19 protein-coding genes are annotated in these 21356 nt (G+C 67.4%); 11 read left to right on the top strand and 8 right to left on the bottom strand.

Going from position 1 to position 21356, the window contains the following annotated elements:
- Positions 1-38 precede the first annotated feature (38 nt).
- Positions 39-770, top strand: a complete 732-nt coding sequence (gene psmB, locus LPA46_RS04180) for an archaeal proteasome endopeptidase complex subunit beta (protein WP_230888380.1) — start codon at positions 39-41, stop codon at positions 768-770.
- A 70-nt stretch (positions 771-840) separates the two neighbouring features.
- Here the strand turns inward: psmB and LPA46_RS04175 are convergent, their stop codons facing one another.
- Positions 841-2370, bottom strand: coding sequence for a hypothetical protein (locus LPA46_RS04175; protein ID WP_230891521.1), 1530 nt, complete (start codon positions 2368-2370; stop codon positions 841-843).
- A 94-nt stretch (positions 2371-2464) separates the two neighbouring features.
- On the opposite strand from LPA46_RS04175, the gene ligA reads away from it, so the two are divergent.
- Both ligA and LPA46_RS04165 read left to right on the top strand, forming a co-directional pair.
- The gene (gene ligA, locus LPA46_RS04170; protein ID WP_230891520.1) at positions 2465-4132 is read left to right on the top strand and encodes an ATP-dependent DNA ligase LigA; all 1668 of its coding nucleotides are present in this window, start codon (positions 2465-2467) and stop codon (positions 4130-4132) included.
- A gap of 39 nt (positions 4133-4171) precedes the next feature.
- Entirely contained in the window at positions 4172-4951 is a 780-nt protein-coding gene (locus tag LPA46_RS04165) for an HAD-IIA family hydrolase (RefSeq protein WP_230891519.1), read from the top strand.
- Between the two features lie 3 nt (positions 4952-4954).
- On the opposite strand, the gene LPA46_RS04160 is transcribed toward LPA46_RS04165, so the two are convergent.
- The 3 genes from LPA46_RS04160 to LPA46_RS04150 all read right to left on the bottom strand — a co-directional run bounded on the left by LPA46_RS04160 (position 4955) and on the right by LPA46_RS04150 (position 9726).
- Positions 4955-6139 (bottom strand): MFS transporter, encoded by a 1185-nt coding sequence (locus LPA46_RS04160; RefSeq protein WP_230891518.1) that lies wholly within the window; start codon positions 6137-6139, stop codon positions 4955-4957.
- A 78-nt stretch (positions 6140-6217) separates the two neighbouring features.
- Positions 6218-7327, bottom strand: coding sequence for a DNA topoisomerase IV subunit A (locus LPA46_RS04155; RefSeq protein ID WP_230888385.1), 1110 nt, complete (start codon positions 7325-7327; stop codon positions 6218-6220).
- Positions 7327-9726 carry a DNA topoisomerase VI subunit B gene (locus LPA46_RS04150; protein ID WP_230891517.1) on the bottom strand — a complete coding sequence of 800 codons (2400 nt, stop codon included), beginning with the start codon at positions 9724-9726 and terminating at the stop codon, positions 7327-7329. Before LPA46_RS04150 ends, LPA46_RS04155 begins: the two co-directional genes overlap by 1 nt.
- A gap of 164 nt (positions 9727-9890) precedes the next feature.
- On the opposite strand from LPA46_RS04150, the gene gyrB reads away from it, so the two are divergent.
- The 3 genes from gyrB (at position 9891) to LPA46_RS04135 (ending at position 14581) form a co-directional block, all read left to right on the top strand.
- On the top strand, positions 9891-11810 hold the full coding sequence (gene gyrB / locus LPA46_RS04145) for a DNA topoisomerase (ATP-hydrolyzing) subunit B (RefSeq protein ID WP_230891516.1): 1920 nt from the start codon (positions 9891-9893) through the stop codon (positions 11808-11810).
- 1 nt (position 11811) lies between these two features.
- A complete protein-coding gene (gene gyrA / locus LPA46_RS04140) occupies positions 11812-14304 on the top strand; it encodes a DNA gyrase subunit A (RefSeq protein WP_230891515.1) in 2493 nt (830 codons plus the stop codon).
- Between the two features lie 115 nt (positions 14305-14419).
- Entirely contained in the window at positions 14420-14581 is a 162-nt protein-coding gene (locus LPA46_RS04135; RefSeq protein ID WP_230891514.1) for a hypothetical protein, read from the top strand.
- A gap of 7 nt (positions 14582-14588) precedes the next feature.
- On the opposite strand, the gene rocF is transcribed toward LPA46_RS04135, so the two are convergent.
- The gene (gene rocF / locus LPA46_RS04130; RefSeq protein ID WP_230891513.1) at positions 14589-15494 is read right to left on the bottom strand and encodes an arginase; all 906 of its coding nucleotides are present in this window, start codon (positions 15492-15494) and stop codon (positions 14589-14591) included.
- A gap of 68 nt (positions 15495-15562) precedes the next feature.
- Complete coding sequence (locus tag LPA46_RS04125; RefSeq protein WP_230891512.1) at positions 15563-16483, bottom strand: NAD-dependent epimerase/dehydratase family protein; 921 nt, start codon at positions 16481-16483, stop codon at positions 15563-15565.
- 101 nt (positions 16484-16584) lie between these two features.
- Between LPA46_RS04125 and LPA46_RS04120 the strand changes: the two genes are divergently transcribed.
- The 4 genes from LPA46_RS04120 (at position 16585) to LPA46_RS04105 (ending at position 19135) form a co-directional block, all read left to right on the top strand.
- On the top strand, positions 16585-17118 hold the full coding sequence (locus LPA46_RS04120) for an Rrf2 family transcriptional regulator (protein ID WP_230888393.1): 534 nt from the start codon (positions 16585-16587) through the stop codon (positions 17116-17118).
- Positions 17119-17167: 49 nt separating this feature from the next.
- Positions 17168-18337 carry an NAD(P)/FAD-dependent oxidoreductase gene (locus LPA46_RS04115; RefSeq protein WP_230891511.1) on the top strand — a complete coding sequence of 390 codons (1170 nt, stop codon included), beginning with the start codon at positions 17168-17170 and terminating at the stop codon, positions 18335-18337.
- Between the two features lie 107 nt (positions 18338-18444).
- A complete protein-coding gene (locus LPA46_RS04110; RefSeq protein WP_230891510.1) occupies positions 18445-18600 on the top strand; it encodes a hypothetical protein in 156 nt (51 codons plus the stop codon).
- Between the two features lie 7 nt (positions 18601-18607).
- Positions 18608-19135, top strand: a complete 528-nt coding sequence (locus tag LPA46_RS04105) for a GrpB family protein (RefSeq protein ID WP_230891509.1) — start codon at positions 18608-18610, stop codon at positions 19133-19135.
- A 12-nt stretch (positions 19136-19147) separates the two neighbouring features.
- On the opposite strand, the gene LPA46_RS04100 is transcribed toward LPA46_RS04105, so the two are convergent.
- Positions 19148-19969, bottom strand: a complete 822-nt coding sequence (locus LPA46_RS04100) for a nucleoside phosphorylase (protein ID WP_230891508.1) — start codon at positions 19967-19969, stop codon at positions 19148-19150.
- Positions 19970-20054: 85 nt separating this feature from the next.
- Here LPA46_RS04100 and LPA46_RS04095 point away from each other — a divergent pair, with 85 nt between their 5' ends.
- Positions 20055-20963 (top strand): DMT family transporter, encoded by a 909-nt coding sequence (locus tag LPA46_RS04095; RefSeq protein ID WP_230891507.1) that lies wholly within the window; start codon positions 20055-20057, stop codon positions 20961-20963.
- Here LPA46_RS04095 and cdd read toward each other — a convergent pair.
- A complete protein-coding gene (cdd, locus tag LPA46_RS04090; RefSeq protein ID WP_230891506.1) occupies positions 20938-21333 on the bottom strand; it encodes a cytidine deaminase in 396 nt (131 codons plus the stop codon). The genes LPA46_RS04095 and cdd overlap by 26 nt on opposite strands.
- Between the last annotated feature and the right edge of the window lie 23 nt (positions 21334-21356).

The following is a 21356-nucleotide window of genomic DNA, read 5'->3' as shown; positions in this document are numbered from 1 at the left end:
AGATGGTTTTATCCGTCCCGGACTGGTAACGTCTGGTAATGTTCAACAGCAACGAGGGCTCGGACTTCGCCCGGAACCAGGCACGGTTCGGCGGCACCCAGAACCCCTACGAGCCGGAAGTCGGCTCCCTCCCCGACAACGACCGCTCGGGCGCTGACGACGAGTACGTCAACAAGACCGGCACCACCATCGTCGGCCTCACCACCGAGGACGGCGTCGTGATGGCGTCCGACATGCGCGCGAGCCTCGGTGGCCGCGTCGTCTCCAACAAGGATGTTCAGAAGGTCGAAGAGATTCAGCCCAACGCGGCGCTCTCGATGTCCGGCTCCGTTGGCGGCGCGCAGAGCTTCATCCGCTCGCTGCGCGCGGAAGCGAACCTCTACGAGGCCCGCCGCGGCGAGTACATGTCCGTCAGCGCGCTCGCCACCATGGCGTCGAACCTCCTCCGTGGCGGCCCGTTCTTCCGCGTCGTCCCGATTCTGGGCGGCGTCGACGACGAGGGCGGCCACGTCTTCAGCCTCGACCCCTCCGGGAGTTCGCTCTCGGACAACTACACCGCGCAGGGCTCCGGCATGCCGTACGCGCTCGGTGTGCTCGAACAGGAGTTCAGCGACGACCTCACCACCGACGAGGCCGTCACCGTCGCCGCGCAGGCCATCGACTCCGCCAGCGAGCGTGACACTGCCTCCGGTAACGGTATCCACGTCACGAAGATTACGCCCGAGAACGTCGAGATTGTCGGTCACAAGGACGTCGACGACGTCCTGTAACGGCCGCTTCGACTCCCCCTCGTCTTCCTCTCCTCCGTTTTTCTCACGACCGTAGCGACGCGGCCGCCGTTCAGTCGAGGCCGTCGCCTCGGCCGAGCCAGTCCGCGAAACTGCCTTCGAGGAGGGTCTCGCGCTGGTTCTCGATGTACTCGCACTGCATCGCGTACACCGCATTCTCGAAGGAGTTGCCGTCGTAGAGCGCGCTCCGGACGTGGTCGCGCTTCCACGACGCGGGCGTGGTTTCGTGGCGGGCGCGCTGGCGCAGCGGCCACAGGTACTTCGCGGCCTGCTCGTTTGAGAGGCCGCGGCGGCGCAGCCCGGCTTCGGCCTGCTCGAAGAGGTCTTCGTAGATGTCCGCGGTGTCGGTGACGCGGTCACCCTCACTAGTAATCCACGCGAGGTCCGCGTCGATGCCGTTGCGCGCGGCGTCGTAGAAACTCTCGCGGGCGGTCTCCCAGTCGAGGTCGTACAGGGGGTGTTCGGTCCGCGGGAGGTTCTCCAGGAGGCCCGCGAACGCCGCCTGCACCGCGATGGTGTCCCGGACGGTCGGCTGGCCGGCGATGGGGCGGAACTCGATGCGGGCGTTCGCGTTCTCCTTCGAGGAGCCGCCGAACACCGGCCGCACCCACCGCCAGAACGTGCCGTGCTTGCGCCGCCAGTGCGCGAACTCGTCGTCGAAGCGCCCGCTCCCCGACACCGGCATCGGGACGATGGTGTTGTCCTCGGCGACGCGGTCAACGGCGTCCGCGACGCTCTCGAAGTCCTCGGGGAACCGGACCTTCTGCTGTTCGCCGGGAACGTTCAACACCGTCTCGAAGACGTCGATGCGGGACTCCTGCCAGCCGTCGACGAGAATCTCCTCGGGCGTGGCGTCCTCGTCGTAGAGGTCCGGCGGGAACAACGGCGAGTTCACGCACAGCGCCAGCAGCGGGCCCGCGAACCGGAGCGCGTACCGAAAGTACGTCGGCAGGTCGACGGCCTGTGGCACCTGATAGTGGGGCTGAATGGACGTGATGAGCGCCTCCGGCATCACGGTGTCCGCCTCCAGAGAGACGTGCGGGGCGTCGAGTTTCATACCGGCTGGCTGGTCGGTGTTGGCCATCGCGTGGTAGCGCGCGGACGCCGACATGTTCGTCGCGATTTCGACGCCGTTCCGCGAGACGCTGTCTGTGAGGTAGTCGCGCGCGGTCTCGCCCTCGGGTGGTATCGTCCACATGCCGTCGCTGACGAGGTGCAGGCCTTCCGCGTCCATCGGCTCCTCGGCGGCGTCGAGGTTCGCCCGCACCTCCATCTCCTGGGCGCGCAAGCCGTGCTCGTTCAGTGGCTGCGGGCTTGTCGTCATCTCCGCGTTGTGGAGGCCCAGTTCCTTCTCGAATCCGACGAACTCCAGCACGCGCCGCGGGACGCGCGCCAGCGAGCCCTCGTCGTTGACCGCGTAGAACTCGTACTCGAGGCCGACGATGGCCTGCGGGTTGTCGAACGTGCCCGCGGCGATTTCGGCTTTCACGACCTCGGCGTCCTCGCGGACCTGCTGCTGGAACGCCTCGGCGTCCACGTCCAGAGTGTCTCGCACTCGCTCCACGAGGTCCGGGCCTGTCATGGCGTGGGGTTTGTCGCCCCGCGACTAATAAGCGCGGTGGGTGGGTGAGCGCGGTTCGCGCGTTTTAACTGCGGGAACTGGCTACCCAACGACAATGGAATTCGGTTCGTTCGCCGCGCACGCCGCCGACATCGAGGCTACAGACGCGGACCTCGACGTCGTCACGAAGGTCGCGGCCCTGTTCGACGAGGCCGGCGACGACCTCGCGGTGGTCGCGCGATTCGTCCAAGGGCGGGTGTTCCCGGCGCACTCGGAGACGAAACTCGACATCGGGCCGCGGCTCTGCTACGAGGCGCTCGCTCGCGCGGCATCCACGAACGTCACCGTCGAGGACGTCGAGGACCGGCTCGCGGAGACCGGCGACATCGGCGAGGTCGCCGGGAACCTCGACCTCGGCGGGCAGGCAGGACTCGGCGCATTTGCGGCAGACAGCGGTGACGACAACCTGACCGTCGCCGAGGTGTACGAGGACCTGAGTGCGCTCGCGGCCGCCGAGGGCGACGGCAGCCAGGACGAGAAGGTGACGCTGCTGTTCGGGCTGTTCAACGACTGCTCGGGCGAGGAAGCGCGGTACCTCGCGCGCCTCGTGCTCGGGGAGATGCGCATCGGCGTCGGCGAGGGCGCGGTTCGGGACGCCATCGCGGAAGCGTTCGACGTTCCTGTCGAAGCCGCCGAGCGCGCGCTCCAGGTGTCGAACGACTACGGGCTCGTGGCCGTGACCGCCCGCGATGAGGGCGTAGAAGGCCTCGACGCGATGCACCTGGAAGTCGGGCGGCCCGTGCAGGCGATGCTCGCACAGGCCGGCACCGTCACCGACGCCCTCGACGAGTGGGACGAAGCCGCCGTGGAGACGAAGTTCGACGGCGCGCGCGTTCAGGTCCACTGGGACGGCGACGACGTGTCGCTGTACTCGCGGAACATGGAGGACGTCACGGACGCGCTCCCGGAACTCGTAGAGTTCGTCGAGGACCACGTCGACGCGCCCGTGATTCTAGACGGCGAGGCGGTCGCGGTCGACGACGACGGGAACCCGCTGCCCTTCCAAGAGATTCTCAAGCGCTTCCGCCGCAAGCACGACGTCGAACAGATGCGCGACGAGATTCGCGTCGAACTGAACGCCTTCGACTGCCTGCACGCCCACGGAGAGGACCTGCTCGACGAGCCGTTCCGCGAGCGCCACCAACGCCTCCGCGACGTCGTCGACGACGAATCCGCAGTTTCGGAGATTCTGATTACGGACGACGCCGACGAGATTGCGGCCTTCGAGGAGCGCGCCCTCGAAGCGGGCCACGAGGGCATCATGCTGAAAGACCCGGACGCGGCGTACACGCCCGGGGACCGCGGGAAGCACTGGCTGAAGCGCAAGCCCGACGTGGAGACGCTGGATTTGGTCGTGACCGGCGCGGAGTGGGGTGAGGGCCGGCGCGCGTCGTTCCTCGGGACGTTCATGCTCTCCGCGCGCGACGAGGGGACCGGCGAGTACGCGACCATCGGGAAGGTCGCGACCGGCATCACCGACGAGGAACTCGCGGACCTCACGGACCTCCTGGAGCCACACATCCGTAGCGAGGACGGCCAGGAAGTGGACCTCGAACCCGCCGTCGTCTTCGAGGTCGGCTACGAGGAGATTCAGACGTCGCCGACCTACGAATCGGGGTACGCGCTCCGGTTCCCGCGGTTCGTCACCGTCCGCGAGGACAAACCCCCGGAGAACGCCGACACCATCGAGCGCGTCGAGCACCTCGCCGAGCAGCAGGGCTGACGGCGATGCGTTGAACACGCCAGCCGCCCAAGGAGCGGTATGAACGTTCGTGGCGCCGTCGTGGACCTCGACGGCACCGTCCTCCGTGGCGAGACGCTCCTCCCGGGCGCTGCCGCTGCCGTGGCCGCCCTCCGAGAACGCCTCGACCGCGTGCTCTTCCTGACGAACAATCCCACGATTCCGCCCCGCGAGTACGCGGCGCGGCTCCGCGAGTTGGGCGTCGACGCGACCGCCGAGGGCGTGCTCACGTCGACTGCTGCGACCGTCGCGTACCTCCACGAGAACCACGCCGATGAACGCGCGTTTCCGATCGCCGAGTCGGCCATCGTGGACCAACTGCGGGATGCCGACGTGCCGTTGACCGACGACCCCGACGCTGCCGGGGTGGTCGTCGCGGGCTACCACCGCGAGTTCCACTACCGCGATCTGCAGGCCGCCCTCGACGCGCTTGGCGAGGAGACGGCGTTCGTCGGCACGGACCGCGACACCACGATTCCCACCGAAGACGGGCGTTCGCCCGGGTCGGGCGCCATCATCCGGGCGGTCGCGGGCGTCACCGACCGAGAGCCCGATGCAGTCCTGGGGAAGCCGTCGGCGACGACCGCGCGCCTCGCCGCTGACCGCATCGGCGTCCCGAGCGACGAGTGCGTGCTCGTGGGCGACCGCCTCGACACGGACATCGCGATGGGCGAGCGCACGGGGATGACGACGGTGCTCGTGCGCACGGGCGTCAGCGGCGACGCCGACCTCGCGGACAGCGACGTGCAGCCCGACTACGTCCGCGACTCGCTGGCGGACGTACCCGCCCTGTTGGACTGACGGTCAGTCGTGGAAGTAGGGCACGGCGAGCGCGAAGCCGACGACCGTGAGCGCGAGCGCGTAGCCGAACGCGGCGGCGTACGAGCCAGTCGCCTGAATCACTTCGCCAGCGATTAAGGGTGCGCTGAACGCGCCGAACAGCCCGAGGCTCGTGAGCAGCGCGACGGCGGTGGTGACGCTGTCGTCGGACACTGTTCGTGGCACGACGCCGTAGAAGAGCCCGAGGCTCAACTGCACGAAGTAGCCGCCGACGAGCAGGAACGCCGCGACCACGAGGTACGTCTCGGAGAGCGCGATGCCGACGAGCGTGACGCCGGAGACGACCAGTGACGCGAGCACGACCGGGCGGGCGCGCCCGCCGAACAACCGGTCGGTGACGACGCCGCCGCTGGCGCGCGCACCAGCCCCGAGGAGTGGGAACATCGCGGTGAGCGCGCCGCTCTGCGCGAGCGATAGCCCCAGTTCGCTGGTGAGGTACGTCGGTACCCAGCTGTTGACGAAAAGGTACAGCGAGTACGCGACGAACCCGAGCACGCAGACGAGCAGCACCGCGCGGTTGCGCGCGACGGCGAGCACGTCGCCGAGCGCGGGAATCTTCCCGGTGCCGCCGCCGGACAGGTCGGCCTCCCAGCCGAGGAGGATGCCAGCGAGCGCAGGCAACAAGAACAGCGGGTAGACGAGGAAGACCGAGGCAGCGCCGTACTCGGCGACGATGGTCGGGCCCGTGAGGTGGCCGACGGCGAACCCGATGGGGCCGCTGGCGGTGAACAGGCCGGTGGCGGTCGCGGCGTTCCGGAACTGCCCGAAGACGGTGAGCCCGGTGTTCCAGAGGAGGACGAAGCCGAGGCCGGCGACGACGCGCGACCACAGCACGGGCCAGTAGGCTCCCTGCTGGGTGAACTGCCAACTGGCCGCACCGCCGACGAGGAATACGGCGGTCGCGAACGCGAAACTGCGCGGCGCGCCGAACCGGTCGACGACGGCCCCCGCGGGGAGGCTGGCGACGACGGCGACGCCGAGCATGACGCTGACGAGCCAGCTCACTTCCGCAGCGCTCGCGCCGAGCTGCGCGGACAGCACCGGGGTCGTGCTCGCGGGGACGATTTCGTACGCGCCCGATGCGACGGCCGTGCCGAGGATGCTGGCGACCACGACCGGGTGGTCGCGGAGCGCCGGGCGGTGGTCCATAGCGGCGAGGGGTCCCGCAGGTTCAAGTCGCTATCCCCGGCGGCAACTGAGACGCGAAAAACGAGGACGGCAGCCTGACTACAGGACGCCCATCTCGTCAAGGCGCTCGGGCAGGTAGGTGTCCGTCACGAAGTCGAGGCCGCGAGAGGCGAGCGCCTGCTGTTCGGCCTTCTTGTCGATGTCGAGCTGGAGTTCGATCTGTTCTTTCCAGAAGTCGCTCTGGAAGCGCGGGTCCTCCAATTCGGACTCAAGGGCGTTCACGTCAGAGTCGCCAAGCGGGTCCGTCGGCAGGTCGTAGTCGACGATGTCCTGCGGGCGGATGCCGACGAACTGCGCTTCGGGGGTGGCGAGGTACTTCGAGAGGTGCGCGGACTTGATGGAGCCATAGGAGACGGAGCCGAAGATGCGGTACGACCACGGGTCACCGTCAGTGAACACGGTGATGGGGAGGCCGAGTTCGTCGTGGAGGCGCTTGATGAGCCGGCGCGTCGCCCGCGCGGGCTGGCCGCCGAGGTGGACGACGAGGCAGTCGTACTCGTCGTCGAAGCCGTTCTCGACGAGGCGGTCCCGCATCCCACCGGTCTCCACGCACATCACGAAGTCCGCGTCGCAGTCCATGAATTCGATGGTGTCGGGGTTGTTCGGAATCTGGTAGCCGCCCTGCCCGACGTCGTCCTGGCAGTGAATCTCGCGGTCGCCGCGGTTGGTCTGCTCGCGGATGCGCAGCGGCCCCATCACCTTCGCGCCGGACTCCTCGGGGCGCATGTGGAAGTCCTCACGTTTCACGCCGGAGACGATTTCGAGGTCCTCGACGAGCTTGTCGGACTCGCTCTGGTCGTTGAATTGGGCTTCCTCCTCGTCCCACGACTCGGAGAGGTAGTACAACTCACGCAGCGTCGACGAGCGGTCCTCGTCGAGCTGCTGGGCGAGGAAGTCGATGGTGTACACCGATTTGAGGAGTTTGCGCGCGCCGCGCACGGAGTTCGCCGAGCGCGTGCTCGTGCGGTCGCCGTACACCCACACGTCGGAGTCCTCGTCGTACTCGATGTTGGACTTCGAACGCGTGGGCAGCGACATCTTCGGGACGTCGCCGCGCTCGAACTGGTCGTAGAACTGTTCGGCCAGCTCGACGAGCTGGTCGCGGGCGTCGTCGCCCTTCGGGGTGTCTGGGGTGTTTGCGTCGCTCATTAGTTGACAGTGAGGCGGGCGTCCTCGACGCCCTGCACGGAGAGGTCGAACTCCGCGTCGTCCGGTACGCTGTACGTCAGTTCCGCGGTGTCGCCGCCGGAGACCGAGGGCGACCACTTCACGAACCACTCGCCGTCCATCTCCACGACGTTGCCGTCGGAGGCGTCCGCGGGCTCGGCGGTGACGATGTCCGTGACGTCGACGTTCGCGGCCGTGCTGCCGTGGTTCTCGACGCGCAGCGTCACCTCGTCGTCGTCGACTTCGCGCTCGACGAGGACGTTGTTCATGATGCGCGCCAGCGAGTCCTCGACGTCGAGGGCCTCGTTGCCGGTCATGTCCGAGACCTTCTCGGCCATGGTGGGGAGAATGTCCATGATGACGTTCTGCTTCTGCTGGCGCTTGCGCATCGACTGGCGCTTGTTGAGGAACGACTTGAGGTCGCGGGCGGCTTCCCGGACTGCGAGCTCGATTTCATCCTCGATTTCCTCGACGGACGCGACGGCGTCCTTGGACTCGCTGGTGAACGGCACGTTCGTCGACGCGACGTGGACCATGATGACGGCCGGCCCCTGCGGGAGGCCGCTGCCGCCGGGCTGGTCGAGGTTGTAGTTCCGCCAGCCGATGTCCTTGACGACGTTCGTCGTCGCACAGGCTCCGCGCTGGTAGACCAGCGGCACGCGGTTCGCGAACCGCATCAGATCGACGCCGCCCTGGTCTTCGAGTTCACCGCCGTACGCGATGCCCGCTTCCACGATGAACGGGTCGCCGCCGTGGACTTCGGCGTCGCGGGTGGCTGCGGAGTAGAACTCCGCGTCGAACTCCTTGCGGAGGCCCGCTTCGACGAGGTCGTCCTTGATGGGCGACAGGCAGGAGGTCGGCGGCGCCATCACGTCGACGCTCGCCATCGCGTCCAGCAGTTCGCTGGCGGTGTCACGGTCGCCCGCGACGTCCTTGGTCTTCGGGAGGTCGTCGGGGACGGTCGCCATGTCCGTCCAGAGTTCCTCGACGACGTTCTCGCGGGCGGTGTCGCCGACGGTCGCGTCCTCGACCTCCTCGGTCATCTCCGCGGCGCGGTAGACGAACTCCGCCAATTCGGCGCGCGTCACGCGGTCGCGGGGCGTGTCGCTGCCGAATTTGTCGGCGATGCGCTCGGCGAGCCCGCGCACGGTCGCGTCGTCCTTCTGGACGGTCGTCGCGGCGTCGACTGCGAGGAAAATGTCGGCCGCGCGGTCCTCGGTGAGCGCCGCCCAGACGGCGTCGACGACGTGTTCCTGAACCGTGTCGCCGAACGTCGTCCCGGAGGACTCCTCGGACTCAGTCGCGGCGTCAGCAACGATTGCTTCGACTTCGGAGTACGCGACGCGCTCCGCATCTTCGACGGCGTCGACGACGCGCTCGGCGAACGCCGCGGTGTCGTCGGCGCCCTTGTTCGAGACGGCGTCGACGACGGCGGCTTCGAGGTCCGTCTCCGCGTCGATACCCGGCGGCCGCCACCGCAATTCGCGGCCGTAGTGGCGGTCGCGGAACGCGTCCACGATGCCGTCGGCGGTCTTCTTCCCGACCCGGGTGAACTCTGACTGGAGGAACCCGGAGACGGAGTGCGAGTCGGTGTCGCCGAGCATCTTGATGAGCGTCCCGAGTTCGACCCCGTGGGGATGGGGGCGAATCTCCTCGGTCTCCTCGGGGAGGCCCGCGCCCTCGGCGCGCTCGGCCTTGATTTCGCCCTTCGGCTCCTGCAGTTCGATGCGCGCGTGGGGGTTGACGACCGCGGTGTGCTTGACGTAGTCGTGGAGCTGGCCGCGGGCGCGCATGTTCGCTTCGAGGTCCATCTCGATGCGCGTGCCGTGGGTCCCGCGGAGGTCGCTCTCCGCCGCGGAGAGTTCTTCCGCGACGCTGATTTCGGGCTCGTTGGTATCCGTGTCGATGATGAGCTCGTAGTAGTTCGACACGCCCGAATCCTGCGTGCGGCTCTCGATGCGCACCGGCTTCCCGGACGTGAGCTGGCTGTAGAGGACGGCCGCGGAGATACCGATACCCTGCTGGCCGCGGGACTGCTCGCGGGCGTGGAAGCGCGAGCCGTACAGGAGCTTCCCGAAGATTTTCGGAATCTGTTCTTTGGTGATGCCGGGGCCGTTGTCCTCGACGACGAGGGTGTAGTAGTCCCGGCCCTCCTCGATTTCGACGTAGATGTCGGGCAGGATGCCGGCTTCCTCGGTGGCGTCGAGGGCGTTGTCGACGGCCTCCTTGACGGCCGTGACCAGCCCTCGGGCTCCGCTGTCGAAGCCGAGCATGTGCTTGTTCTTCTCGAAGAACTCGGCGATGGAGATTTCGCGCTGGCTCGCGGCGAGCTCCTCCGCGATGCCCTCCTCTTCGCCGAGTGTCGACTGGAAGGACGTCATTCGATACACGTAGTTCCCGTTCGGTGGGTAAAACCCCAGCGGTGTGCGGGGTGAAAGTGAAACTGAACGCGGGACGGCAGACGGTCGCAAGACAATCGTGGGTTTTCGCGCGCACGCGTGCGAGTCTTTTTTACCGACGGGGAGCCTAGGACGATTCAACGTTCATGTCTGACCAAAGCGAGTACAGCGCTGGCCAAATCCAGGTTCTGGAGGGGCTCGAAGCCGTCCAGAAACGGCCGGCGATGTACATCGGTTCCACTGACGCTCGTGGCCTCCATCATCTCGTCTACGAGGTCGTGGACAACTCCATCGACGAAGCGCTGGCCGGATACTGCGACCGCATCGAGGTGACACTCCACGAGGACGGCTCGGTCAGCGTGGAGGACGACGGTCGCGGCATCCCCATAGACACCCACGAGGAGTACGACCGACCCGCGGTCGAGGTCATCCTCACCGTCCTGCACGCCGGCGGGAAGTTCGACGGGAAGTCCTACCAGGTCTCCGGTGGGCTCCACGGCGTCGGCGTCTCCGTCGTGAACGCGCTCTCCGAGCGCCTCGCGGTCGAGGTCTCCCGCGAGGGCGGGAAGTACCGCGAGAAGTTCGAGCACGGCGAACCCGTCACCGACCTCGAGCGCATCGGCGACGTCGGCGCCGAGGAGACGGGCACGCTGATTCGGTTCCGGCCCGACGCCGACATCTTCGAGACGCTGGAGTTCGACTACTCCACGCTCGAGAACCGCCTGCGCGAACTGGCCTTCCTCAACTCCGGTGTCGAAATCACGCTCACCGACGAGCGCGGCGAGGAAGCCGAATCCTCGACGTTCGAGTACGAGGGCGGCATCCGCGAATTCGTCGAGTACCTCAACGAGAGCCGGAAGGCCCTCCACGACGACGTCATCTACTTCGAGAGCGACGAGGACGGCATCCAGGTCGAAATCGCGATGCAGGCGACCGACGACCTCCAGTCCTCGACGCACGCCTTCGCGAACAACATCAACACCCGCGAGGGCGGCACCCACCTCACGGGGTTCAAGACCGCGCTCACGCGCACGGTCAACGACTACGCCAACGAGAACAACCTGCTCTCGGAGCTCGACGGCGAGAACCTCACGGGCGAGGACATCCGCGAGGGGTTGACCGCGGTCGTCTCCGTGAAACACCCCGACCCGCAGTTCGAGGGGCAGACGAAGACGAAACTCGGCAACAGCGAGGTCCGGGGCATCGTCGAGGGCACGGTCCACGAGGGACTGGGCACGTACTTCGAGGAGAACCCGAACACCGCCGAAGCCGTCGTCCGGAAGGCCGTCGAAGCCGCGAAAGCACGAAAGGCCGCGAAGAAGGCCGAGGAGCTCACGCGCCGCAAGAGCGCGCTCTCCTCGACGAGCCTCCCCGGGAAACTCGCGGACTGCCAGACGAAAGACCCCGACGACGCAGAGCTGTTCATCGTGGAGGGCGACTCCGCGGGCGGCTCCGCGAAACAGGGCCGCAACCCCGAATTCCAGGCGATTCTCCCGCTCGGCGGGAAGATTCTGAACGTCGAGAAACACCGCCTCGACCGCATCCTCGAACACGACGAGATTCGCCACATCATCACCGCGCTCGGCACCGGCATCGGCGACGAGTTCGACATCGAGGACATCCGGTACAAGAACATCGTGATGATGACCGACGCCGACGTCGACGGCGCGCACATCCGCACGCTGCTGTTGACGTTCTTCTACCGGCACATGAAGCCGCTGCTGGAGGCCGGCTACGTGTACGCCGCCCAGCCGCCGCTGTACCGCATCCGGTACCGCGGCGAGACGTACGACGCGATGACCGAAGAGGAGCGCGAACAGATTATCGAGGAGAAGTGCGACGGCAACCCGACGCAGGTCCAGCGGTTCAAGGGCCTCGGGGAGATGAACCCCCAGCAGCTCTGGGACACCACGATGGACCCGGACGAGCGCATCCTCAAGCGTATCACCGTCGAGGACGCCGCCGCCGCGGACAAGATGTTCTCCGTGCTGATGGGGGACGCCGTCGAGCCGCGCAAGCGCTTCATCCAGGAGCACGCCACGGACGCAGAGTGGGTGGACATCTAACATGAGTTCAGAAGCACCAGACGTACCCGACGACGTCGCGGACCGCGTGAAGAACGTCCGCGTCGACGAGGAGATGGAACAGTCGTACATCGACTACGCGATGAGCGTCATCGCGGGCCGTGCGCTCCCGGACGTCCGGGACGGCCTCAAGCCCGTCCACCGCCGCATCCTCTACGCGATGCACGAGGCGGGCATCTCCAGTGGCTCCAGCCACCGGAAGTCCTCGAACATCGTCGGGGACACGATGGGCGACTACCACCCGCACGGCGACTCCGCCATCTACGACGCGCTCGTGCGGATGGCCCAGGACTTCTCGATGCGCCACCCCCTCGTGGACGGCCAGGGGAACTTCGGCAGCGTCGACGGCGACCCGGCCGCGGCGATGCGGTACACGGAAGCCCGCATGTCCCCCATCGCGGAGGAACTGCTGACCGACATCGAGAAGGACACCGTCGACTTCCAGTCGAACTACGACGACCGCCTACAGGAGCCGACGGTGCTGCCGTCGGCGTTCCCGAACCTGCTCGTCAACGGCTCGTCGGGCATCGCGGTCGGGATGTCGACGAACGTCCCGCCGCACAACCTCGGCGAGGTCGTGGACGCGACCGTCCACCTCATCGACAACCCCGACTGCACGGTCCTGGACCTGATGGACCACGTGAAGGGGCCGGACTTCCCGACCGCGGGGAACATCGTCGGGCGCTCGGACGTCAAGCAGGCCTACCAGACGGGCCGCGGCCGCGTCCGGATGCGCGCCGAGTACCACGTCGAGGAGGGCGATTCGAGTGACAGCATCGTCATCACCGAACTCCCCTACCAGCAGAACAAGTCGAAGCTCGTCGAGCGCATCGCCGACGACGTCCGCGACGGCGACCTCGACGGCGTGCGCGACCTCCGCGACGAGTCCGACCGGAACGGCATCCGCATCGTCGTCGAATTGAAGCGCAACGCGAACACGGACGTGGTGGAGAACCACCTGCTGGAGTCCCACCTCGAGCGCACGTTCGGCGTCATCAACCTCGCGCTCGTGGACGGCCAGCCGAAGGTCCTCACGCTCAAGGAGATGCTCGAGGAGTACGTCGCCCATCGCAAGGAAGTGGTGCGGCGGCGCTCCGAGCACGACCTCGCGGAGGCCGAGGACCGCGCGCACATCCTCGAAGGTCGCCTCAAGGCCTTAGAGCAGGCCGACGACGTGGTCGAGACCATCCAGAACGCCGAGGACCGCGACGACGCCAAGGAAGCCCTCAAGGACAGCTTCGGGTTCACGCAGGCGCAGGCCGACCACATCGTCCGGATGCAGCTCGGCAGCCTCACGTCGATGGAGGCCGCCGAAATCGAGTCCGAGTACGAGGACGTGACTGCGCGCATCGAGCGACTCGAGGAGATTCTCGGCAGCGAGGAGGAACTCCTCTCGGTCATCAAGGGCGAGCTCCGCGACATCAAAGAACAGTACGCCGACGAGCGCCGCACGTCGTTCATCGAGGACACGGGCACGGTCACCGACGAGGACCTCATCCCCGAAGAGGACGTCGTGGTCGTGCTCTCCGAGAGCGACTACATCAAGCGCGTGCCCGCGGACACCTTCGACGCCCAGCACCGCGGCGGCAAGGGCATCATCGGCACCGACCTCAAGGACGAGGACCGCGTCTCCGCGGTGTTCACCGCGAGCACGCACGACTACCTGCTCTGCTTCACGAACCAGGGCCAGGTCTATCGCCTGAAAGTCCATCAGGTGCCGGAGATGTCCCGCACGGCGCGGGGCACTTCCGCCGTGAACATCCTCGACCTCGACGACGACGAGGAGATTTCCGCGGTCGTCACCGCCGACGACCTCGACTTCGAATCCGATGAGGAGTACCTCACGATGGCGACCCGCCACGGCTACGTGAAGCGCACGACCGTCGGCGAATTCGAGAACATCCGCTCGACGGGCATCATCGCAATCAGCCTCGAGGACGGCGACGAACTCGCCGACGTCGAGGTCACTGACGGCAGCCACGACGTCGTGCTCGGCAGCGAGCACGGGATGGCGATTCGCTTCGACGAGACGGACGTCCGCGCGATGGGGCGGAACGCCCGCGGCGTTCGCGGGATGGACCTCGAAGGCGACGACCGGGTCGCGGGCCTCGCGCCGGTCGAACCTGACGACGAGCGCACCCTCCTGACCGTCACCGAGTACGGCTACGGGAAGCGCACGCCGCTGACGGAGTACCGCAAGCAGTCCCGGAACGGCAAGGGGCTCGTGGACATCAAGACCGGGGAGCGCAACGGCAACGTCGTCTCCCTGGACACCGTCAGCGACGAGGACAACCTCGTCGCGATGAGCGAGGGCGGCCAGATTATCCGGCTCCCCGTCGAGGAGGTTTCGACGGTCGGCCGGAACACGAAGGGCGTGAAAGTGATGGACGTCGAGGAAGGCGACGAAGTCGCCGACGTCTCCGTCTACCGCCCCAGCGAGGACGGCGACGAAGACGAGAGCGAAGCCGACGAGTAGCCGTCCACTAACTTCTTTCGCGGATTCCCGGCGAATGGGAGCGCTTTCGACGCCGTAGGAACCACCCCGGGGGATTGTCCCCCTGCTCGTCCTACGATTACGTGGGTGAACGACGATGGCTGTCGCCGAACGCGAACGAGAACTACTCGGACAGGAACTCGAACCAATCGACAGGGTGCTCGCAGGCGCTGCGGTCGTGTTCGGCGCGCTCGGTCACGCCGCACTCGCAGCGGCGGGTGCGGGGCTCGCGTACGCGGTGTTGACCGCCGCGCTCTGACGGCGCCTCAGAGGATTCGTTTGCCGAGTGCGCTCGCGGCCAGCTCCGCGGCGATGTCCGCGGTGCGGTTGGACTCGTCCAGAATCGGGTTCACTTCCACGACCTCCATCGAGCGCAGACACGACTCTTCTGCGTCCCGCTGTGCAATCGCTTCCAGCGCCGCGTGGGCTTCCCGGTAGGTCGCGCCGCCGCGGACGGGCGTCCCGACGCCGGGGGCTTCGTCCGGGTCAAGCCAGTCGACGTCCAGCGAGACGTGCACGCCGTCGGTGCCCGCAGTCACGATGTCCAGCGCTTCGTCGACGACGCTGGTGACGCCGCGCTCGTCGATGTCGCTCATCGTGAACGCGGTCATCTCACTCTCACGGATGGCTTCGCGCTCGGAGGGGTCGAGGTTCCGGAGGCCGACGAGCGCGACGTTCTCCTCGCGGAGCCCGGCGGCGTTCGCCCACTCCGTGTCCGCGAACTCGCCGCGGCCCAGCGCCGCCGCGAGGGGCATCCCGTGGACGTTCCCGCTCGGCGAGGTCGCGGGCGTGTTGAAGTCGCCGTGGGCGTCCAGCCAGAGCGCGCCGATTTCCGCGTCCCGCGCGCTCCCCGACAGCGACCCGATGGCGACCGCGTGGTCGCCGCCGAGCACGAGCGGGAACGCGCCGTCCGCGAGCGTGTCCGCGACCTCGTCGGCGAGCCGGGCGGTGACGTCCTCGATTTCCTCGAGGAACTTCGCGCGCCCGTCGCTCGGCACGCGCTCCTCCGCCCGGGGGACGAGCAGGTCGCCGGTGTCGACCGCGTCGACGCCCGCCGCGTCGAGTTCCGCGGCGAGGTCGGCGTAGCGAATCGCCGACGGCCCCATGTCGACCCCGCGTCGGTCCGAGCCGTAGTCCATCGGTGCGCCGATGACGTGGACGTTTTTGGCCATGCGCGCAAGTACGGCGAGCGACCCTTAGTGCGTGCGGTTCCGCGACGATGAAGCGTGTGTCGGTAGAATTAGTCGTCGCGGTACGGTTCGACGACGCGCTCGACGCCCTCCTCGAAGGAAATCTGGGGCTCCCAGCCGGTCGCTTCCTCGATTTTGGAGATGTCCGCGCACGTGTCGTGGACGTAGTTCTCCAGCGGAATCGGCTCGTACTCGGGTTCGACGTCCGTGCCGAGCGCGTCGTTGATGAGGTCGACCATCTCGTTGAACGAGTACGCCTCGCCCGTCCCGAGGTTGTAGACGCCCGCGAGTTCCTCCTCGCCAGTCCGAACCAGGCCGCGCACGATGTCGTCGACGTGCGTGAAGTCCCGGGTCTGGGTGCCGTCGCCCCACAGCACGGGGGACTCGCCGTTCGCAATCTTCTCGGTGAATTGGGAGACGGTGTTGGCGTACTCGCCCTTGTGGGCCTCGTTGCCGCCGTATCCCTGGTACACCGAGAAGAAGCGCATCCCCGCACACGAGATGTCGTCGTAGAAGTTGTTGTAGTACTCCGCGTAGCGCTCGCGGCCGAGCATCGACGCGTCGTAGCCGGTCGCGGCCTCAAGGTCCATGTCCTCGGGGCTCGGCTCGGTGCGGCTGCCGTACGCCGACGACGTCGAGGCGTAGACGATGGTGTCGCAGCCGTCGTCGTGGGCCTGTTCGACGACGTTGACGAACCCCTCGATGTTGACGCGAGCGCCCTCGCGGGGGTTCTCTTCGAGCATCTGCCGGCTGGAGAGTGCGGCGAGGTGGTAGACGACGTCGACGTCCGTCGGCAGGTCGTCGTCGAGCACGTCCGCTTCGACGTACTCGACGTCGTCGTCGAGATTCTCCGGCGTCCCGAGGAAGCCGTTGTCGAGCGCGATAACGTCGTTGTCCGCGGCGAGGTGGTTCGCGAGGTTCGACCCGATGAACCCCGCACCACCGGTGACGAGAACGCGGTTTCCGTCCATGCGCGTGGATTGGCGGTCGTGCCGTAAAACCTACCGCTTCGCCGCCCGCACGCGGTCTTCCCATCGGGGGATTTATGGAAAACACCGGCGTAACCAGTCGTATGTCATCGATTGAACTGACCTCCAGTCAGAAGACGATACTGCGCGCGCTCGTCGACCTCTACACCGAGCGCGAGCAGGCCGTCAAGGGCGAGGACATCGCCGAGGAGGTCGACCGCAACCCGGGCACCATCCGGAACCAGATGCAGAGCCTGAAAGCGCTCCAGCTCGTCGAGGGCGTCCCCGGCCCGAAGGGCGGCTACAAGCCGACCGTCAACGCCTACGAGGCGCTGGAAATCCAGAAGCTGGACACGACCGCCGAGGTCCCCGTACGCCACGAGGGCGAACTCCTCGAAGACGCGAACGTCGAGGAAATCGGCCTGACGAGCGTCCACCACCCCGAGCTCTGCCGCGCCGAGATTCACCTCCGCGGCTCCATCCGGGAGTTCCACGAAGGCGACAGCGTCACGGTCGGGCCGACTCCGCTGTCGAAGCTCGTCATCGAGGGCACGCTGGACGGCAAAGACGACACCGCGAACATTCTCATCCTGAAAATCGACTCGATGGAAGCGCCCGCCGAAGAACCCGAGCACTAGCGCGCGGCGTTTCAAAGCCTTTGTATCACCGGGTCACGCAGGCTTCCGTATGACAACCAGAGTCGTCGTTCTCGGTGCCGGCTACGCTGGCGCTGGTGCCGTGTCGAAGCTCGAAGACGAAGTCGACCCCGACACGGAACTCGTCTGGGTCTCCGAGACCGACTACCACCTCGTCCTCCACGAAGCCCACCGTATCATCCGCGACCCGGGCGTCGAGGACAAGATTACGATCCCCGTCAGGGATATCAAGTCCCGCGGGACGCGGTTCGTCCACGACGAAGTCGTCGACATCGACACCGACGAGCGCACCGTCGAACTCGAAGAGGGCGAAGCCGTCGATTACGACTACCTCCTCGTCGGCATCGGCTCCGAGACCGCGACCTACGGCATCGAGGGGATGGGCGAACACCCGCACACGCTGAAGGGCCTCGACGACGCCCTCGAAATCCACGAGGACGTCAAGGCCGCCGCGAAGGAAGCCACCCGCGAGGACCCCGCGCAGGTCGTCGTCGGCGGTGCGGGCCTCTCGGGCATCCAGAGCGCGGGCGAACTTGCGGAGTTCCGCGACCGCCACAACGCGCCTATCGACGTCACGCTCGTGGAGGCGCTGCCCGAAATCTTCCCGCCGGGCGACAGCGAGATTCAGGGCGCGCTCCGCCACCGCCTCGAGGAGCGCGGCATCGACATTCTCACCGACGACCCCATCACCGCGGCGACCGAGGACAGCCTCGAATTCGACGAGCGCGACGACCTCTCCTACGACGTGTTCCTCTGGACCGGCGGCGTCACCGGCCCCAGCGAGCTCTCCGAGGTCGACCTCGAAGCCGAGCACAACCGCCTTCAGGCCGGCTCGAACCTCCAGACGGAGGACGACCGCGTGTTCGCGGTCGGTGACTGCTCACTAATCGAACAGGGCGACGACGAGGTCGCGCCGCCGACCGCGCAGGCCGCCTGGCAGGCCGCCGACGTCGCCGCCGAGAACATCTCGCGCGCCATCGACGACCGGCCGCTGCGCACGTGGACGTACGACGACCAGGGGACGCTGGTCTCCATCGGCGAAACCGCCATCGCCCACGACGTCGAAGTGAACGGCTTCGCCGCGCCGGTCCGCACGTTCAACGGCACGCCCGCGAAGATGCTGAAGAAGGGCGCAGCCGCGCGCTGGATTGCGAAGATTACGTCCTGGTCCCGTGCAATGAAGGCCTGGGACGCGCTCTAACCGCAGTAACGTCTCTGTTTTCCGAACGCGGACTATCGCAGCCCCGGAGCCGATACTCTCGAAGCCGTCGCCGAACGTTGAAGGTGGACGCTGACCTCCGTATGGGCATGGCTGCCCAACTGGTCTGGTACGGGTTCGTCCTCCTCGCCGCCATTACTGTCATCGCCATTGGGTCGTACATCGGCACGATGCGTGCGCTTGACCGCTTCCACGCCGGCAAGGAGAGCATCTTCCTCTCCGGCGACGCGAGAGGCGACGAGTAACAGTCGGATGGTCGGGCTCTCCCGCGACGCCGTCGCGCTCGAACCGCACGACCCGTCGTGGCACGACGCCTACGTCGAGGAAGCCGAGCGGCTGCGCAACCTTGTCGGTGAGCGCGTCGAGGGAGTCGAACACGTCGGCAGCACTGCCATCGGGGGAATTCCCGCGAAACCGATTGTCGACGTGCTGGTCGTCGTCAGTGATGGGGAGACCGAGTCGGTGGCCGCCGCGTTGGACGCGAACGGCTACGAGCGGCGGCCGAACGACGACGTGCCCGACCGTGTCTTCCTCGTGCGCGGGCCGCCGGACTGTCGAACGCACTACCTCTCGCTGGTCGAAGCGGACAGTAATTGCCACCGCGAACAGGTCGCGTTCCGCGACTATCTCCGGGAGTACCCAGACGTAGCAGCGGCGTACGCGTCGCTGAAACGTGACCTGGCCGAAAAGTATCCGGAGAATCGGGAAGCGTACACCACGGAGAAGAGTGCGTTCGTCGAGGACGTACTCGACCGCGCGCTGCCCGAGTACGCGCCCTGACTGCGCTGTAGCCTACTCCAGACTCATGCCGGCGTGCCACTGGTCGACGCCGGCTTCCGCCTTCTTCTGGTCCATCTTCGCGAGCAGGTGGACCGCCAGGCTTGCCGTCTCGGCGGCGTTGGACTCGCCCTCGGTGAGGAACTCGCCGGTCTCGCGGTTGGCGAACACCGAGCAGACGGCACCCGCGCGGAGGCCGTACACGTTCGCGAGTGTGAGGATGGCCGACGCCTCCATCTCGACGTTGGCGACGTTCGCGTCCTTGAGTTCCTGGATGAGGTCGTCGCTACCGGCGGCCTCGAACCCCTCGAAGCCGGGCCGTCCCTGGCCCGCGTAGAAGGAGTCCGAACTCATCGTGAGGCCGACGTGGTAGTCGTGGCCGAGGCGTTCGGCGGCGGCGACGAGCGCGGAGACGACCTCGGTGTCCGCGACCGCGGGGTAGTCCTCGCGGACGTACTCGTCGCTCGTGCCCTCCTGGCGGACGGCACCGCGCGTGATGACGAGGTCGCCGGGCTCCATCTCCGCCTGGAGCGCGCCACAGGAGCCGACGCGGATGAACGTGTCCACGCCGATGCGCGCGAGTTCCTCGACGGCGATGGCGGCCGACGGCGACCCGATACCGGTGGAGGTCACCGAGATGGGCGTGCCGTCGTAACTGCCGGTGGCAGTGCGGTACTCGCGGTGGTGGGCGACCTCCTCAGAATCGTCCCACAGCGGCGTGATTTTGTCGAGGCGCTCGGGGTTGCCGGGGAGCAACACTGCGTCCGCGACGTCCCCCGGGGAGAGTTCGACGTGATACTGGACCTCGTCGTTGGGGTCCTCGCTGTCGCCGGGCATGCTGCTGGCTTCGCCGGCGACGGGCAAAGGGTCTTCGTGTTTCCGGAAGCCGAACGCACTTCGCGCCGGGAGCCGTTCGTCCGCCGTGCACCGGAGTCGCGTCGCGCTGTTGTTCGGAATCGTCGCAGTCGCGTGGGGCGGGTCGTACGTCGCCATCGACGTCGGCCTGCGGGAGTTGCCGGCGCTGCTGTTCGCGGCGTACCGGCTGGAGACCGCCGCCGTGGTCGCGCTCCCGGCGGCGTACGTCGTCTGCGACCGCTTCCTCCCGCGGACTCGCAGGGAGGTCGCCAGCGCCGCGGTCAACGGCTTGACGGTCGCGGCGCTGGCGAACGCGTTCCTGTTCGTCGGCCAGCAGTACACCACGGGCGGCGTCGCGTCGGTGTTGTTCTCCACGAACCCCGTCATCGCGGCCGGACTGGCAGCCGCGGTGTCGCCTTCCGAGCGCCTCGACGGCGTCGAGTTGGTCGGACTAGTGGTCGGTCTCACGGGCGTCGCCATCGTCGTGCGTCCGTCGCCGGGCGCGCTGGCCGCCGGCACGACCGGGAAACTGTTGTTGCTCGCGGGCGCGACGAGCATCGCGCTCGGGAGCGTCGTCGTCGACCGACTGGGCAGCGACCTCGACGCGCTCGCGGAGACCGCCTGGGGGCTGGCGTTCGGCGCAGTCCTCCTCCACGTCGGCAGCCTGGCCGCGGGCGAACCGCAGTCGCTGCCGACATCGGCGTCGCTGCTCGGTGCCATCGCGTACACGGGCGTGATTTCGACGGCGCTGGCGTACCCGCTGTACTTCGAACTCGTGGGTGCCGTCGGCCCGGTCCGCGCGAACCTCGTCTCCTACGTCGTCCCGGTCGTCACCGCGGTCTCCAGTTGGGTGATTCTCGGGCAGGCAATCGGCCCGGTGACCGCGGCGGGCTTCGTGGTCATCGCGACGGGGTTCGTCCTGTTGAACCGTCGTGCGTTGCGCTCGTTCGTCACTTCCCGAGCATCTCGGGCGTGATGGTGTCCGGAATGAGTTCGCCGATGGTGTAGCGCTCGAACCCGTCGCCGGTGTCACAGAGCACGGGCACGTCGTCGTCGCAGAACTCCGCGAGCGTCTGCCGGCACATCCCACACGGCGTGACGGCGTCCCGGGCTTCGGAGGTGACGACGACCTTCGCGAAGTCGCGGTGACCGTCGCGGACCGCGGAGCCGACGGCGATCTCCTCGGCGTGGAGGCTGTTCGAGAAATTCGCGTTCTCGACGTTCGTCCCGACGTACACCTCGCCGTCGGCGGTCTCGATTGCCGCGCCGACCGGGTACTCCGAGTACGGCACGTAGGCTTCCTCGAGGGCGTCACGAGCGGCGGCGAGAAGTTCGTCGTCGTCCATATCCGTACTTCGAGCAGCCGCGA

The sequence above is a fragment of the Halobacterium sp. KA-6 genome, from assembly GCF_021029015.1.
Classification (GTDB): domain Archaea; phylum Halobacteriota; class Halobacteria; order Halobacteriales; family Halobacteriaceae; genus Halobacterium.
The sequence above is the reverse complement of the archived record's forward strand: the minus strand, read 5'-3'. Positions and strand labels throughout refer to the sequence as shown.